General features: G+C 70.1%; 12 protein-coding genes. 2 read left to right on the top strand and 10 right to left on the bottom strand.

Annotation, left to right across the window (positions count from 1 at the left end; translation table 11 throughout):
• Nucleotides 1–2: 2 nt before the first annotated feature.
• Both C7416_RS03555 and C7416_RS03560 read right to left on the bottom strand, forming a co-directional pair.
• The gene (locus tag C7416_RS03555; protein ID WP_111517137.1) at nucleotides 3–974 is read right to left on the bottom strand and encodes an FAD binding domain-containing protein; all 972 of its coding nucleotides are present in this window, start codon (nucleotides 972–974) and stop codon (nucleotides 3–5) included.
• On the bottom strand, nucleotides 971–1504 hold the full coding sequence (locus C7416_RS03560; RefSeq protein WP_111517138.1) for a (2Fe-2S)-binding protein: 534 nt from the start codon (nucleotides 1502–1504) through the stop codon (nucleotides 971–973). Before C7416_RS03560 ends, C7416_RS03555 begins: the two co-directional genes overlap by 4 nt.
• Nucleotides 1505–1901: 397 nt before the next feature.
• Between C7416_RS03560 and C7416_RS03565 the strand changes: the two genes are divergently transcribed.
• Entirely contained in the window at nucleotides 1902–2858 is a 957-nt protein-coding gene (locus C7416_RS03565; RefSeq protein ID WP_111517139.1) for a helix-turn-helix transcriptional regulator, read from the top strand.
• Nucleotides 2859–3397: 539 nt separating this feature from the next.
• Nucleotides 3398–4171, top strand: a complete 774-nt coding sequence (locus C7416_RS03570; RefSeq protein ID WP_111517140.1) for an SDR family NAD(P)-dependent oxidoreductase — start codon at nucleotides 3398–3400, stop codon at nucleotides 4169–4171.
• Here C7416_RS03570 and pdeM read toward each other — a convergent pair.
• The 8 genes from pdeM to C7416_RS03610 form a co-directional block, all read right to left on the bottom strand.
• Nucleotides 4156–4875 (bottom strand): ligase-associated DNA damage response endonuclease PdeM, encoded by a 720-nt coding sequence (gene pdeM / locus C7416_RS03575; RefSeq protein WP_111517141.1) that lies wholly within the window; start codon nucleotides 4873–4875, stop codon nucleotides 4156–4158. The two genes, C7416_RS03570 and pdeM, sit on opposite strands and share 16 nt — an antisense overlap.
• Nucleotides 4872–7577 carry a ligase-associated DNA damage response DEXH box helicase gene (locus C7416_RS03580; protein WP_198035632.1) on the bottom strand — a complete coding sequence of 902 codons (2706 nt, stop codon included), beginning with the start codon at nucleotides 7575–7577 and terminating at the stop codon, nucleotides 4872–4874. The genes pdeM and C7416_RS03580 overlap by 4 nt, the downstream gene beginning before the upstream one ends.
• The gene (locus tag C7416_RS03585; RefSeq protein WP_111517142.1) at nucleotides 7574–9247 is read right to left on the bottom strand and encodes an ATP-dependent DNA ligase; all 1674 of its coding nucleotides are present in this window, start codon (nucleotides 9245–9247) and stop codon (nucleotides 7574–7576) included. The genes C7416_RS03580 and C7416_RS03585 overlap by 4 nt, the downstream gene beginning before the upstream one ends.
• Entirely contained in the window at nucleotides 9244–10395 is a 1152-nt protein-coding gene (locus C7416_RS03590; RefSeq protein ID WP_240988297.1) for a ligase-associated DNA damage response exonuclease, read from the bottom strand. Before C7416_RS03590 ends, C7416_RS03585 begins: the two co-directional genes overlap by 4 nt.
• 366 nt (nucleotides 10396–10761) lie before the next feature.
• The gene (locus tag C7416_RS03595; RefSeq protein ID WP_111517144.1) at nucleotides 10762–12207 is read right to left on the bottom strand and encodes an NAD(P)/FAD-dependent oxidoreductase; all 1446 of its coding nucleotides are present in this window, start codon (nucleotides 12205–12207) and stop codon (nucleotides 10762–10764) included.
• 16 nt (nucleotides 12208–12223) lie between these two features.
• Entirely contained in the window at nucleotides 12224–12625 is a 402-nt protein-coding gene (locus C7416_RS03600; protein ID WP_018008487.1) for a nuclear transport factor 2 family protein, read from the bottom strand.
• A gap of 139 nt (nucleotides 12626–12764) precedes the next feature.
• Entirely contained in the window at nucleotides 12765–14327 is a 1563-nt protein-coding gene (pdxR, locus tag C7416_RS03605) for a MocR-like pyridoxine biosynthesis transcription factor PdxR (protein WP_111517145.1), read from the bottom strand.
• Nucleotides 14328–14458: 131 nt separating this feature from the next.
• Nucleotides 14459–15895 (bottom strand): amino acid permease, encoded by a 1437-nt coding sequence (locus C7416_RS03610; RefSeq protein ID WP_111517146.1) that lies wholly within the window; start codon nucleotides 15893–15895, stop codon nucleotides 14459–14461.
• Nucleotides 15896–16076: the final 181 nt, after the last annotated feature.

Raw genomic sequence — 16076 nt, forward strand, 5'->3', positions numbered from 1 at the left:
TTTCATTCTCCTGCCAGTTCGAGGGCCCGTACCACCGTGCGTTGCAGCAGCGCGACCTTGTACCGGTTGCCCGGCAGCGCCGTGGCGTCGGCCACCGTGGTCAATGCCGCCGCCTCGAAGCTCGCGCGCGTCGGCGGCTTGCCCTGCAGCGCCAGCTCCGCCGCGCGCATGCGCCATGGCCGCGTGCCAACCCCGCCGCAGGCAAGGCGCGCGGCGCGGATCACGCCGTCGCCGAGCTCGAACGCCGCCGCTGCGGATACCAGGGCAAACTCATAAGAGGCCCGGTCCCGCACCTTCAGATAGCGCGCGGTGCGCCCGCACGAGAGCGCCGGAACCCTGACCTCGACGATGAGTTCGCCGGGCGCAAGGGTGTGCTCGAGATGCGGCGTGGTGCCGGGAAGCCGGTACAGGTCTTCCACGGCGATGTGGCGCGCACCGTCCGGGCCGCGTACATGGACCACCGCATCCAGCGCCACCAGCGCGACCGCAAGGTCGGACGGGTGCGTGGCACTGCAATGCGCGCTGGTGCCCAGGATGGCATGGCCTGCGTGCAGGCCGTCGACGGCGGCGCAGCCGCTGCCCGGCGCGCGCTTGTTGCAGGCCGCGTCGAGCATGCGGAAATAAGGACAGCGCACGCGCTGGAGCAGGTTGCCGCCGATGCTGGCCATGTTGCGCAATTGCGGCGAGGCGCCTTCGATCAGCGCTTCGGCAATCACCGGCTGCAGCCGCAGCACGTCCGGATGCGCGGCCACGTCGGCCATGCGGGCCAGCGCGCCGATGACCAGCTCGTCGCCTTCGGCGCGGATGCGGTTCAGCGGCAGCGCGTTGATGTCCACCAGGCGCGCGGGCTGTTCCACGTGCTCGCGCATCAGGTCCACCAGCGTGGTGCCGCCGGCGATAAAGCGGCCGCCGGCAGCGGCGGCCGCCAGGGCTTCGGCTTCCGAGCCGGCCTTGTGCAGGGTGAAGGGAATCATGGCAGCTTCCTTTGCCCGAGTTCGGCGATCGCGGCGACGATGCCCGGATACGCCCCGCACCGGCAGATGTTGCCGCTCATCCAGAAGCGCACCTCGTCGGCCGAGCCGGCATGGCCCTCGTCGAGGCAGGCCACGCCCGACATGATCTGGCCGGCGGTGCAGAACCCGCACTGGAAGCCGTCGTGCGCGATGAACGCGGCCTGCAGCGGATGCAACGCGCCGCCGGGGTCCGACAGGCCTTCGATGGTGCGGACCTGCGCGTCGTGGCACAGCGCGGCCAGGGTCAGGCAGCTGTTGATGCGGCGCCCGTTCACCAGCACCGTGCAGGCGCCGCAGGCGCCCTGGTTGCAGCCCTTCTTCGCGCCGGTGAGGTCCAGGCGCTCGCGCAGTACGTCGAGCAACGATTCACGTGGATCGATTTCAAGCTGATGCGGCGTGCCGTTGATCGTCATGCGCAGCGGCATGCGGGGCGAGCCGCCGGCATCGCCGGACTCTGACTGGGTGCCGTTGGAACGAGCAGGACTTGACATGGTTGACATTCCTCTTTGCTGGGCCCAATGGATTTGAGCCGGTGGGGACGGACGCTCTGCAGGCTTGCACCCGTTCACCAATCCGCTGCGGCAACGACCGGGGCGCATTCTGCAAGTTGCTGCAGGGTGGGTGCGTCCCGTCGCCGCGGTTAGCGAAGGGGTGCATGGCGACTTCGGACTGGCGGGCAGTCGTCGCAACGCTACCGCTACTGGCGGTCAACGAAATAGAATGACGTTGCGCTGCGGTAGAAGATTCGTGCGTCTTCGATCGCGGCATGCTCGGGACATGTGCAGGCCGGTTTACTTCGCCCCGTTAACTTCATATGCTTCCATGCGCAGCGGGGACGTGGCCCTGGCCCCGACGCTACCGACCTGGGCCTTGCGGGGTTGAGTGCCTATGCGAGCGTCGACCAGACATGGCGTTATCGATGCGGAGTTGCCGGTTAGTCCCGATGTCAGCAGCCGCGGACGGCCGTGGGCGGGCATCACCGTACAGGTCCACCACTGGCGCTCGGGCGGGGCGGTGTCGTCGCCGGCGCTGGACCACGACATGCTGGCGATGCGGCTGGCCGGACATGCCTCGCTGGAGCAGCGGCGCCTGGGCCAGATCCATCGCAGCATCGTCTTTCCCGGCAATCTCAGCCTGCATCCGCGGCAAGTCGAGTCCAGCTGGAGCTGGGACCGGCCGGGCTCCATCGTCATTGCCAGGGTTCCTCCCACCCTGCTGGACGAAGCCGCCGATGCGACCATGCGCCTGCCGGGCGGGACCCAGCAGCTGCGCAATTGCTTCGGCGTGCGCGACGGCTTTGCCGAGACCCTGATCTTCACGCTGGCGCGAGAACTTCAGCTCGCCGCCCATCCGGCCCAACTGCTGATTGCCGAATCGCTGTCCTGCGCGCTCTGCGCCCATCTCGTGCATCGCTTCAATGTCGGCGACCCGGGCGCCTCGCCAACGCCCGGCGGCCTGCATCCGCATGCGCTGAGCAGGGTCCTGGACTTTATCCACGGGACCCCGGAGGGGGTGACGCTGCAGGCGCTGGCGGATCTTGCCAACGTCAGCCGCTTCCATTTCGCGCGCATGTTCAAGCGCAGCATGGGTGAAACGCCGATGGCGTATGTCGAGCGCGTGCGCCTGCTGCGCGCGCGCGAGATGATCCGTTCCGGCGACTATCCGCTGGCGCTGGTGGCCACGCTGGTGGGCTTCTCCGACCAGTCTCACCTGGGGCGGCGCTTCAAGCGGCATTTCGGCTGTACGCCCGGCGAGCTGCTCAGGCGCGGCGCAACGCCGCCGGCCGATGCCTTGCCGCAGCTGCAACAAGTGCCGCAGGCCCCCATGTCACGCGTTTGTAATTAAGACGCTGGCTTTCCTTGTAATCCGTGGATTCGGGGCGCGCGCGGCGCGTGCTGGCGCCTGCAACCGTCGCTGGTGCGCCGCCCGATGCACCGGCAAACCAAGGCACGAATGTTGCGGCAGGTCCTAACAGCGAGGGGTATATCGCTGGCCCGAGAGTCATGTGACCGGGTCGACCATCCACCCGCCACAAGGCGTCGGTTGAGGCCGCGTCGGGACCTTTGGGACAAGGAGAGCTGTCATGAATATCGTCTGGCTTGTTGGAGCCGTGGTCATCATTCTCGCGGTACTCAGCTTCTTCGGCTTGCGCTAGGCCACATCGCGTAGCGTACCGCGCAGCGCCACCGGCACGACTGTCGGGGCATGCGCGTACCGCGGGCATCGCCTGATGCCCTTGCTGCAGTGCGGCGTGGCAGCGCCACGCCCGCTTCTCTGTTTCCCTTTTCCCTGAGCAATTTCATCTGTTCCGACGACGAGCTTTGGCGCCTGTCCTGCCAACAATGTCCGGCCAAGACAGCGACAAACCATCCGAGGAGACAGACATGAGCAAGCATCCGTTCGACCTGACCGGCAAGGTGGCCCTGGTGACCGGCGGCAATGGCGGCATCGGCCTGGGCATTGCCGAAGGGCTGGCCGCGGCCGGTGCCGATATCGCGATCTGGGGCACCAACGCCGACAAGAACGCCGCCGCGGCGGACCGGCTGGGACGGCACGGGCGCAAGGTGCATATGGAGCTTTGCGACGTGGGCGACGAGCAGGCGGTCGACGCCGCGATGGTGCGCACGGTGGCGGCGCTGGGACGCGTCGACGGCTGCTTTGCCAACGCCGGCGTCGGCAGCGGCAGCAAGGCACCGTTCGACCAGATTGCCACCGAGGCCTGGCGCCGGACTCTGCGCGTCAACCTGGACGGGGCCTTTTTCACGCTGCGTGCGGCGGTGCGGCAGATGCTGGTGCAGGGCGAGGGCGGCGTGCTGTGCAGCACGGCGTCGGTTGCCGCCATCGAAGGCGCGCCGCGCGCCGAGCACTACGCCGCCACCAAGGGCGGCGTGATCTCGATGATGCGCGGGCTGGCCGTCGAGTATGCGCGCAAGGGCATCCGCGCCCATTCGATCCTGCCGGGCTGGATCAAGACCGAGATGACCAGCGCGGCGCAGGGCAACGATGCCTTCCAGGAGATGTTGCACAAGCGCGTGCCGATGCGCCGCTGGGGCGAGGGCAGCGACTTCGCCGGCATCGCGGTGTACCTGATGAGCCCGGCCTCGGCCTACCACACCGGCGATACCTTCGTCATCGACGGCGGCTATACGCTGTTCTGACCGCCGTTCTGACGCCTGGGGCCCACCGGCCATACCCTGCCACCGCCTACCACATAGGCCCGCTCATCAGCCTGCGGCCGCACCGTGGCATGGCCGGTGAAGGCGCCGAACGCGGGCAGGATGGCGCCGCGCGGCCCGACCAGGAAGCAGGGCAGGCGCAGGCTGTCGGCGCCGCTGCCGCGCAGCCGGCAGGCCGGGTGCAGGTGGCCCGCCAGCACATAGCCCAGCGGCGACGTGCCGGGCATATGGCAAAGCGCGAACGGGCCCGCCACCGCGGGCTCGGACACCACGGCAATGCCGAGCGACGCGGGCGGGTCGCCGGCGCGCGCGTCGTGGTTGCCGCGCACCAGCGTGCAGCGCAACGGCGCCGGCAGGTCCTGGCGCCAGTCGTACAACGCCTGCAGCACCGCTGGCGTGCGCGAGGCGCGCGCGTGCAGGAAGTCGCCGAGGAACACCAGTTCATCGACCGGCAGCTGGCGCACCAGCCGGGTCAGCACTGACAGGTTGTCGCCGGTGGTGCCGTGCGGCACCGGCTGCCCCAGCGCGCGGAACGCCGCGGCCTTGCCGAAGTGGACGTCGGCCACCATCAGCATGCCGGCCGCCGGCCACCACAGCGCATGTTCGGGCAGCAGCCACAGGGTCTCGCCGGCGGCCGACACCGCCATCGCGCCACCCTGCGCCAAAGTGCGGGCGTCGGGATTCATAGCAGCGGCAACGGCTTCGACGGCTTGCGCGGGCGACGCGGCCGGCGCGCGGTGCGGGCGGACGGGCCGGCATGGTCGGCCATGCCGAAGCGCGCGGCTTCGGCCACGGCATCGGCCATCGCTTCGGCCGGCATGCCCGCGGCTTCGCCGGGCTCGGGCCCGGCCGCCAGCTCCAGGTCGGCCAGCATCCGTGCGATGCGGTCGGCGAGCTTTTCGGTGCTGAGCTTCTCGCGCAGGAATTCCACCACCAGCGGGAACGACAGCGGCGTGGGCCGCTTCAGCGCGTGCAGGTCCAGCTTGAGCGCGGACAGCCGCTCCAGCGTCGCGGCGAGCCGGTGCGCGTCCAGCTCCTGCATCAGCACTTCGCGTTCGGCCTGGCCCAGCAGCAGGTTGCCGGGGTCGTGCTTGCGGAAGACCTCGTAGAACAGGCTGGACGACGCCTGCAGCTGGCGCGCGCTCTTGGGCGCGCCGGGGTAGCCCTGGAAGATCAGCCCGGCGATGCGGGCAATCTCGCGAAAACGCCGCAACGACAGCTCGCCGGCGTTGAGGCTGCCCAGCACGTCGGCGGCGAGGTCGCGCCGGCGCTCGTCGGCCAGGACCTGCGGCAGCCAGCGGGCCCAGTCCACTGGCGCCGACGCCAGCAGTTCCAGCCCGTAGTCGTTGACCGCCACCGAGAACGTGGCCGGCACCTGTTGTCCCAGCCGCCATGCCAGCAGGCTGCCCAGGCCAAGGTGCACCGAGCGGCCGGCGAACGGATAGAGGAACAGGTGCCAGCCCTCGCGCGAATGCAGCGACTCGGCCAGCAGGGTATGGCGCGAGGGCAGCGCCGACCACTGCGCCTGCAGGTCGACCAGCGGTTGGATCAGCGGCAGCTCGGGGGTGTCGCGCGGATCCAGCCGGCCCGCCGCGGCGGCGGCGAGCGTGTCGATCACGGCCTCGGCCAGCTCGGTCGACATCGGCATCTTGCCGCCGTTCCAGCGCGGCACCACCGGGCGCCGGCCGGTCGCGCGGCGCACGAAGGCGGTCATCTCCTGCACCCGCACCAGTTCCAGCAGCCGGCCGCCGAACAGGAAGCAGTCGCCGGGCGCGAGCCGCGCGATAAAGCCTTCTTCGACCGAGCCCAGCGAGGCGCCGCCGCTGCCCGCGCGGCTCCAGTAGCGCACCTGCATGGTGGCATCGCTGACGATGGTGCCCACGCTCATGCGGTGGCGCCGCGCCAGGCCCGCGTCCGGCACGCGCCAGACGCCCTGGTCGTCCGGCACCGCGCGGCGGAAATCGGGATACGCCGACAGCGTGGCGCCACCCTGGCGCACGAAATCCAGGCACCACTGCCATTCCTCGTCGGTCAGGCCGCGGTAGGCAAAGGCGGAGCGCACCTCGGCCAGCAACGCTTCGGGCCGGAAGCCGCCGCCCAGTGCCACCGTCACCAGGTGCTGCACCAGCACGTCGAGCGGCTTGTCGGGCGACTCGCGCGCCTCGATCCGGCCTGCCTGCACCGCGTGCCGCGCGGCTACGGCCTCGACCAGTTCCAGGCTGTGCGTGGGTACCACCGTCACGCGCGAGGCGCGGCCCGGCGCATGGCCGGAGCGCCCGGCGCGCTGCAGCAGGCGTGCCACACCCTTGGGCGATCCGACCTGCAGCACGCGCTCCACCGGCAGGAAGTCGACACCGAGGTCCAGGCTCGAGGTGCAAACCACCGCGCGCAGTGCGCCGTTCTTCAAGTTCAGCTCGACCCATTCGCGCACCGCGCGGTCGAGCGAGCCGTGGTGCAGCGCAATCTCGCCGGCCCAGTCCGGCCGCGCGTCGAGCAGCGCCTGGTACCACAGCTCGGCCTGCGAGCGCGTATTGAGGAATACCAGCGTGGTGCCGCCGTGCGCCAGTTCTTCGACCACGTGCGGCAGCATCGACAGGCCCAAGTGGCCGGCAAACGGGAAGCGGCTGGCACTGTCGGGCAGCAGGGTGTCGATCACCAGGGTCTTCGGGGTATGGCCGTGCACCAGCACGCGCCGCTCGCCGGGCACGCCGCTCAGCAGCACGTCGGCCGCGTGCGGCAGGTTGCCGAGCGTGGCCGACAGCCCCCACACCATCAGCGCGGGCTGCCATTGCCGCAGCCGCGCCAGTGCCAGCTGCACCTGCACGCCGCGCTTGTTGCCGAGCAGCTCATGCCATTCGTCGACCACGACCATGCGCACGCGCCGCAGGGTGTCGTGCGCGTCGGCGCGGGTCAGCATCAGCGTCAGGCTTTCGGGCGTGGTTACCAGTGCGGTCGGCAGGCGCCGCTGCTGCGCCGCGCGCTCGGCGCTGCCGGTATCGCCGGTGCGCAGCGCAACGGTCCAGTCCAGTTCCAGCTCAGCCAGCGGCGCCTGCAGTGCGCGCGTGGTGTCGGCCGCCAGCGCGCGCATCGGCGTCAGCCACAGCACGGTCAGCGGCGGCGCGGGCTTGTCGTGCGACGGGGCCGTGCGCGGCGTGGCGAACGCCATCAGCGCCCCCAGCCATGCCGCATAGGTCTTGCCGGTGCCGGTGGTGGCATGCAGCAGTCCGCTCTGGCCGCGCGCGATCGCGGTCCAGACCTCGCGCTGGAAGGCGAAGGGCTGCCAGCCGCGCGCGTCGAACAGCGCCTGCATGCCCTGGGCCACGGTCAATGGAGGTGGGGTGGGCGCCGGATCGATCGCGGGCTGGCGCGCGCCGCGCGGCGGGTTCATGCCGCATCCTCCCGCGGCGCGCCGGGGACCGGCAGCATTGCTTCGAGCGTGGCCAGTGTGTCGGCCTCGTCGATCGGCTTGTCGGTGCGCCAGCGCAGCATGCGCGGAAAGCGCACCGCGATGCCGCTCTTGTGGCGGCCGCTGCGGGCAATGCCTTCGAAGCCGAGCTCGAACACCTGGGTCGGCTCCACGCTGCGCACCGGGCCGAATTTCTCGACCGTGGTGCGGCGGACGATGGCGTCGACCGCGCGCATCTCGGCATCGGTTAGCCCGGAATAGGCCTTGGCGAACGGCACCAGCGCGCGGCCCGGCGTACCGGGCGGGCCGTTCCAGACCGCGAAGGTGAAATCGGTATAGAGGCTGGCGCGGCGGCCGTGGCCGCGCTGCGCGTAGACCAGCACGGCATCGACCGAGTACGGGTCGATCTTCCACTTCCACCAGACTCCCACATCCTTGGTGCGACCCGCGCCATAGGCCGCGCTCGCGGCCTTCAGCATAAAACCCTCCACCCCTAGCTCGCGCGAGGCGTCGCGCAGGCGGGCATAGTGTTCCCAGCTGTCGGCCTCGACCAGCGGGCTCAGTTCCAGCGCGGGGTGGACGTGCGCCGCCACCACCTGTTCCAGCTGCGCACGGCGCTCGGCTTGCGGGCGGTTGCGCCAGTCCTCGCCCTGCCACTCGAGCAGGTCGTACGCCATCAGGATCGCCGGCGCCTCGCGCAGCAGCCTGGCGCTCAGCGTCTTGCGGCCGATGCGCTGCTGCAGCAGCGCGAACGGCTGCACGCGCCCCTGCTGCCAGATCACGATCTCGCCGTCGAGCACGGTGCCGTCCGGCAGCGGCGCGGCGGCCTGCAGCAGTTCCGGGAAGCGTTCGGTGATCAGTTCCTCGCCGCGCGACCACAGCCAGGTCTGGCCGCCGCGCCGCACCAGCTGGGCGCGGATGCCGTCCCACTTCCATTCGACCAGCCACGCGCCGGGCACACCCAGTACGGCATCGAACTGCTCGGCCGGGGCCTGCAGTGGATGGGCCAGGAAAAACGGATACGGCTGGCCGCCGGCGCGCAGCGCGCGGTCGTCTTCGTCCTCGGGCGCCAGCAGCGCCAGGTACCGCGCCGCGTCGGGCCGCGCCGACAGGTCGGTGTAGCCGACCATGCGCTCGGCCACGCGCTTGGGGTCGATGCCGGCCACCTCGCCCAGCGCGCGCGTCACCAACAGCCGCGACACGCCCACGCGGAAGGCGCCCGTGATCAGCTTGAACAGCACCAGCCGGCCATGCGCATCGAGCGGGCGCCACAGCGCATCGAGTCGCGGCAGCAGCGCTTCCGGCGGCAGCCCGCGCAGCGGCAGCAGCCGTTGCTCGACCCATTCGGCCAGGCCGGCGTGGTCGGTATCGCGCGGGTCCGGCAACAGCAGCGCGATGGTTTCGGCGAGATCGCCAACCGCCTGGTAGCTTTCCTCGAACAGCCAGTCGGGCAGGTCGGCGGCCTGCCGTGCGAGGTCGCGCAGCAGCGATACCGGCACGATCTGGCGCGGCTTGCCGCCGGCGAGGAAGTAGACGGCCCACGCGGCATCCCCGGGCGGCGCGACGCGCAGGTATTCGACCAGCGCCGCCAGCCGGGCCTTGGTCGACGTGGTGCCGTCGAGCGCGGCGTAGAGGTCGGCGAAGGCCTTCATGGCGCGGCCTCTTCGTGACCCGCATCATGGCCCGCTTCGTGGCCCGCTTCGTGGCCCTCTTCCTGGCCCGCTGCGGCTGGCACCGCCGGCTCCGGGCGCGCGGCTTCATCGTCGTCGCCGTACTCGGTGTCGAAGGCCTGCGCCTGCCAGCCGCGCTCGCCCAGATAGCGCACCATCACCGGCACGTTGCCGTGGGTCACGATGATGCGTGCGGCGCCGGTGGCGCTGATCGCCTGCAGCAGTCCGGGCCAGTCGGCATGGTCTGACAGCGCAAAGCCGCGGTCGACGCCGCGCCGCCGGCGCGTGCCGCGCAGCTGCATCCAGCCGCTGGCGAAGGCGTCGGAGGCATCTCCGAAACGCCGCAGCCACGGCGAACGCTGTGCCGATGGCGGCGCCACCACCAGCGCGTGGCGCAGCAGCGGGCTGCGTGCCGGCAGTTCGGTGGCCAGCGCCATCGGTGGCAGGTCGACGCCGGCCTCGGCATAGGCGGCGTTGAGCTGCGTCAGCGCGCCATGCACGATCACGGGGCCGGGCATGCCATCGGCGCCGGCATGCCGCAGCAGGCCGTGCAGGATGCGCTGCGCCTTGCCGAAGGTATAGGCGTAGACGATGCTGGCGCGCCCGGTACGGGCATTGGCCTGCCACCAGTCGAAGATCTCGGCCATCAGCGTCGCCTGCGGCGGCCAGCGGTAGATCGGCAGGCCGAAGGTGCTTTCGGTGATGAAGGTATCGCAGGGCACCGGCTCGAACGGGTCGCAGGTGCCATCGGCTTCCAGCTTGTAGTCACCGGAGGCCACCCAGACCTGCCCGCCATACTCGAGCCTGACTTGCGCGGAGCCCAGCACGTGCCCAGCCGGATGCAGGCTCAGCGTGACGCCGTGGTGGGTGATGCGTTCGCCGTAGCGCAGGGTATCGAGCCGGATGCCGGGCAGCCGCGCCAGCAGCACGCCGCGGCCGGGCGCGGCGCACAGGTAGTGCGCATGGCCGAAGCGGGCGTGGTCGGAGTGCGCGTGCGTGATGACGGCGCGCTCGACCGGGCGCCATGGATCGATGTAGAAATCGCCGGGAGGGCAATAGAGGCCTTCCGGCCGGGCGACGATGAGGTCGCCGGGGCGGCTGGAATCGGGTAGCGGCCGGGTCGGGTCCAAGCGTGCCTCCTGATGCACTGCGGCCAGTGCTGGGCCGCGATGCTCCCGCGGAGGGAGACCTGGGCATCATACTGCGCGGCGCTGCCGGGTGTGGAGGCGGTGGGGGCTGGTTCGGGTGTCGGTGGGGGTCTGACAAGCGGCGGGCCGGAGAGAGTGTGCTTCGGGGCAACTGCGCAGACTGTTTGCTCCCCTCTCCCGCGCGCGGGAGAGGGGCCGGGGGAGAGGGCGGGCGCTGGCAGACCGACGCCCTGTACTTCGTCGAGGCTCCGGCCCTCTCCCCCACCCCTCTCCCGCAAGCGGGCGAGGGGAGCGATCGCGACGGGCGTCAGGGACTGCGTGCGCTTTCGAGCGCCAGCGCCATACTGCTTACAGCACGTCGTCCTTCCAGTGATACCAGTGATACAGCACCCGCTGCCCCAATCTCCGGAACGGCGCGAACATCTGCGATTCCACCATCTCGCGCACGTTCGGGAACGGCAGCGGCGAACGGAAGATCGGCAGTTCGGGCAGCGCCGACGACTTGCCGGCGATCAGCGCGGCCAGGCGCTTGCCGGCCTGGGCGGAATACATCACGCCGTTGCCGCCGTAGCCCATGGCGTAGTAGATCGACTGCGCGGGGTCGGGCTGGGTGATGCGCGGCATCATGTCGTGGCTGACGTCGACCCAGCCCCACCAGGAATAATCGATCTGGATGCCCTGCAGCGCGGGAAATTTGCGGTGCATGTCGGCAATCAGCTTCTGCTTGTACTGGTCCTGCGGCGCGTCGTTGCCGGTGATGGCGCTGCGGCTGCCGATCTGCAGGCGGCCGTCGGGCATCAGGCGGTAGTAGTGGCGCAGGATGCGGGTGTCGGTGATCACCTGCGTGGTGCGGAAGTTGCACGCGGCCAGTTCGTCGGCAGTGAGCGGGCGCGTGACGATGGAGTTCGACAGGATCGGGAACAGCCGGTTCTTCAGCTCGCGGTGCAGCGACTGCGAGGTATAGCCGCCGGTGGCCACGCCCACGGCGCGGGCGCGCACGATGCCGCCGGGGGTGCGCAGGTAGTGCACGCCGTTGCGCGTTTCCCAGCCGGTCACGGGGCTCGACGGATGCACCTTGGCGCCCAGTGCGCGCGCGCGGCGCAGGTAGCCGAAGGCGAGCTTGCCGGCATGGATGCCGATGCCCTCGGGCTCGTGCATGGCGCCCGCGGCTTCCTTGTCGTCGACGTATTCGCGCCGCACGGTGTCGGCGTCGAGCATGCGCGCATCGTAGTTGAACACCTCGCGCAGGATCTTCGCTTCCTTCTCCAGCGCGGGCATCACCTTGTCGCGGTGCGCGATATAGAGGTGGCCGCCCGGCTGCGGATCGCAGTCGATGTCCTTGATCAGCCCCTTGAAGGTCTCCATGCCGTCGCAGACCTCCTGGTGCAGCCGCAGCGCGGTATCGAGGCCGTAGCGCTGGATCCACTGCGAGCGCTTGAGCCGCCCAGACGCGCATTGCGCCTGGCCGCCGTTGCGCGTGCTGCAGCCCCAGCTGACGCGGTTGGCCTCGAGCACGGTGGCCTTGATGCCGTATTCCTGCGCCAGGAAGATGGCGCAGGTCAGGCCGGTGAAGCCCGAGCCGATGATGGCCACGTCGACGTCGATATCGTGGGTGATCGGGCCGTCGTCGGCGGGCGGCTCGCCCGCGGTGCCGATCCAGTAGGTCGGGGCGTATTCCCGGCCATGGCCGGGCGTGGGCGTGTGCAGCGGATCGTAGGCGGGGTCGTACGGCCGGGTCGGGGCGGTCGACTGCTCGCCGGCCAGGAGGCTGCTGCGGGGAGCTACGGCTTGCATGGCGCGTCTCCTCGCTTCAGGCTGCGGCCACCACCGGCGGGCGGTCCTTGCGGTAGGCGTTCTTCACCGCGATCTTGCCGCCGCGGAAAGTGAATACGTCGACCATGCGCGCCTCGATGCGGGCGCCGTCGGCGCGGGTGCCGCGGAAGGTGGATTCGCTGACGCCGCGGTCGCCCACGACGAAGTGGTCGCCATCGACCCATTGCGCATCGGGGAAGGTCTGCCAGGCCAGCTGGAAGCCTTCGCGCACGGCCTCGCGGCCGACGAAGCTGCGGCCCAGCAGGTCGGGGCCGGCCACGCCGTGGAACACGCAGTCGTCGGCCATGCAGGCCATCAGCGCGTCGATGTCGTGGCGGTTCCAGGCGTCGTTGAAGGCTTGCAGCAGTTCGATGCCGGCGGCGGTGTTGTCCTTGGACATGGCGTGGTCTCCGTGAGTGTTGTGGGCCGGTCCGTGGGAACCGGCCATGACTCGAGCATAGGGAAACCGGCCGCGGCGCTGTAGCGCCAGTTCGGGACTATCGCTTGGGCCAGCGGCGCCAGCGCGGCCCCGGCCCCGCTCAGGCCGCGGGGCGGGCCCGAGAAGTGACGGCAGCGGGGCCAGCCGCGCTGCCCGCGGTGGCCTGCAATTCACGCGCGACGCCAGCCAGCACGCGGATGCCGGGCTCGATGCGGTCCAGCGAGATCGACGAGTAGCCCAGCCGGAAGCCGTTGCGCGGCGCGGGCTCGGCCATGAAGAAGACGCTGCCGGGCTCGATCAGCACGCCCTGCAGCTCCGCCAGCCGCGCCAGCGCGTCGGCGTCGAGCCAGGACGGCCCTTCGATCCAGCAGGAGGCGCCGCCGGCGATCGGCACCGCGCGGAAATCCGGCATATGCGCGGCCAGCGCCGCCAGCACGGCTTCGGCGCGCTCGCGGTGCGCTGCGGCCAGCCGGCGCAGGTGAGCGTCATAGTGGCCGAGCGACAGGAACAGCGAGAACGCCCGCTGGATATAGGCCGACGGATGCCGAAGCATCAGCCGGCGCGCGCCGCGCAGTTCGGCGATCAGCGCGGCGGGGCCGACGATGTAGCCGATGCGCAGGCCCGGCGCCAGGCTCTTGGACAGGCTGCCGACGTAGATCACGCGGTTGCTGCGGTCCAGGCTCTTGAGCGTGGGCGTGGGGTCGCCCTCGAAGCGGCTCTCGGCCTCGTAGTCGTCCTCGATCAGCACGAAGTCGGCTTCCTCGGCCTGCCGCAGCAGCGCCTGGCGCCGCGCCAGCGGCATGGTGACGGTGGTCGGGCACTGGTGGCCCGGGGTCACGTAGACGTAGTCGCAGGCGCGCTGCACGTCGGACAGCGTCAGGCCGTGGTCATCGACCGGCAGCGGCACCAGGTTCGACGTGTGCGAGCCGAAGATATTGCGCGCGTCCGGATAGCCGGGGTCCTCGATGCCCACCGGCGTGTCGGGGCTGACCAGCAGGTCGGCCAGCAGGTACAGCGCCTGCTGCGCGCCCACGGTGATCACGATCTCGTCGGTGCCGGCCCAGACCCCGCGGCGCGGCAGCACGCGGGTGCGGATCTGCTGCACCAGCGACTCGTCGTCGCGCAGGATCATGTCCTGGGCCCAGTCGTGGATGTCGAGCACGCTCAGCGCCTTCAGGCAGCATTCGCGCCAGTCCGCGGTGGGGAACAGCGCCGGGTCGTACTGGCCGTAGATGAAGGGGTAGGGATAGTCGCGCCAGTTGGCGCGCTTGACGATATTGCGTTGCTGCGTGGGACGGAACACGAAGCGCCGCTCCCAGTCGGGCTCGCCGCCGCGCGCCGGCACCGGCTCGCCGCGCAGCGAGGCCACGCCGCTGACGCGGGTGCCGAGGATCTCGGGGTTGACGAAGTAGCCGCTGCGCTCGCGCGCGACCAGGTAGCCTTCGTCGACCAGCTGCTGGTAGGCGAGCACCACCGTGTTGCGCGCCACCCGCAACTGCGCCGACAGCTCGCGGCTGCTGGGCAGCGGCTCGCCTTGTGGCAGCTGCTCGTCGAGGATGGCCGAGACCAGCATCTGCCGGATCTTGCCCTGCAGGCTCAGGCCCGAATGCACATGCTGCTGGAACAGCTGCGACCAGAGGGTGGTGGGAGACTTCAGGCTCATGGGGCAGGGGGCGTTTCCCGAATGGCGAAGCGCGCCAGCATACCGCACCGGCGCGCCCCGTCAGTCATGGTTCAGTGGCTTCTGGCATGTCGACGCCAGCCGTCGGCGTCTCCTTGCGGTTCAATCGCGTCTCAATACTTGCGCAGGTCGCGGCGCGGCAGTTCCGCCAGCGGCACTACAGGCTCCACGCCACGCCGAAACAGCTGGCGCGCGGCGTAGGCCACCAGCAGCAGCGCCAGGCTCACCACGCCCAGCGCCAGGGGCGTGCGCTGGTCGGGAATGAAGGCCATCGCCACCACGATGCCGAGCATGCCGAGGATCGCCACATAGGTGAGGTACGGATAGCACCACATGCGCACGCGCAGCTGGCCCGGCGCCTCGCGCTCCAGCCGCGACCGCAGGCGCAGCTGCGAGATCGCGATCAGGATGTAGACGAAGATCGCCACCGTGCCGTACGAATTCACCAGGAAGGCGAACACCGTTTCGGGCGAGACATAGGACATCACCACCGCGCCGTAGCCGAACAGCGTCGCCACCAGGATCGCGCGCACCGGCACGCCGTTGCGGCTGACGCGGGCCAGCGACTGCGGCGCGTCGCCACGGCGGGTCAGCGCGAACAGCATGCGCGACGACGCATACAGGCCCGAGTTGAGCGCCGACAGCACCGCGGTCAGCACGATCGCGTTCATGATCTGCGCGGCCGCCGGCACGCCCATCACGTTCAGCGCGCTGACGTAAGGGGTGGCGATGCTGGTGGAATTCCACGGCACCAGGCACACCACCAGCAGGATCGAACCGACATAGAACACCAGCACGCGCGTGATCACCGAGCTGGTGGCCTTGGCCACGGCCTTCTGCGGCTCGGCGGTCTCGGCGGCGGCGATGGTCACGATCTCGGCGCCGAAGTAGAAGCCGGTGGCCGCCACCGCGCCGGTCAGCACCGGCACGATGCCGTTGGGCATGAAGCCGCCGTTGGCGGTCAGGTTGGCCACCTCCATGCCATGCGCGCCGGGGGCCAGGCCCAGCACGTAGACGCCGGCAACGAACAGGAACACCATGATCGCCGCCACCTTGATCGAGGCGAACCAGAACTCGAACTCGCCGAAGGACTTGACCGAGACCAGGTTGGTCAGCGTCAGCATCACCAGCAGCACCAGGCTGATGATCCAGTTGGGCACGTCAGGCAGCCAGTAGCGCACCAGGTCCGCGCCCGCCACCGCTTCCAGCGCCACCACGATGACCCAGAAGTACCAGTACATCCAGCCGGTCAGGAAGCCGGCCAGGTTGCCCACCGCCGGGCGATCGCGCCAGGCTTCGCGTGCATACTCGTAGAAGCCGCCGCCGCCGGGCATGGCGCAGGCCATCTCGCCCAGCATGCGCATCACCAGCACCACCAGCAGGCCGGTGATCAGGAAGGAAAGGACCGCGGCCGGGCCGGCCGACTTGATGACGACGCCGCTGCCGACGAAGAGGCCGGCACCGATCACGCCACCGAGCGCGATCATGGTCATGTGGCGTTGCTTGAGGCCGTGGGATAGTCCGTTGCCGGACGGTGATTGTTGGATCATGTTGTGTCTCCTGTGCTGCGCTTGCTGTCGGTACTGCGTTGCAGCCAGTCCAGCGATTAAGGCAGGCGCCACGGCTTCTCTTCGGTATAGGCGGCAGGGCAGTAAATGCCAGCCTGGGGCCGTGGTCGTTCAGTGTTTGCAATCCCGGGAGAGGATGGCCTATCCGTACATGTCGACTTGT

The sequence above is a fragment of the Cupriavidus phytorum genome (assembly GCF_003254285.1).
Lineage (GTDB): Bacteria > Pseudomonadota > Gammaproteobacteria > Burkholderiales > Burkholderiaceae > Cupriavidus > Cupriavidus phytorum.